This window comes from Psychrobacter sp. 16-MNA-CIBAN-0192, assembly GCF_040309565.1.
Classification (GTDB): Bacteria; Pseudomonadota; Gammaproteobacteria; order Pseudomonadales; family Moraxellaceae; genus Psychrobacter.
This window is the reverse complement of sequence record NZ_JBEOOX010000234.1, coordinates 1-273: the sequence shown is the minus strand read 5'-3', so window position 1 is coordinate 273 and position 273 is coordinate 1. Positions and strand designations below refer to the sequence as shown.

At 41.4% G+C, this 273-nt stretch carries 1 pseudogene; it reads right to left on the bottom strand.

Annotated elements, in window-relative coordinates:
• Positions 1-273, bottom strand: a pseudogene (locus AAEY78_RS13050) (protein translocase subunit SecF); the annotation flags it as partial.

Genomic DNA, 273 nt, shown 5'->3' with positions numbered 1-273 from the left:
TAACGCAAAAAAAGCCAACACAAATACCACATCATGTACCAAAGCAAACAGTGCACCTGACGCTAAACGCCATTCAAAGCGAAAACTTAGATACCCCATAATACATAGCATGGCGACTAATAAAGCTAAACTGCCTTGTTCAACCAACTCTTGGCCTACTTGTGGTCCGACAATACTGCTATTTAACACGTTGATGTCAGTATTTAATGGCGCCAATACTTCAGCCAGTTCTGGGCGTTGATTCTCATCAGGTATATTGGCATATCGTAATAC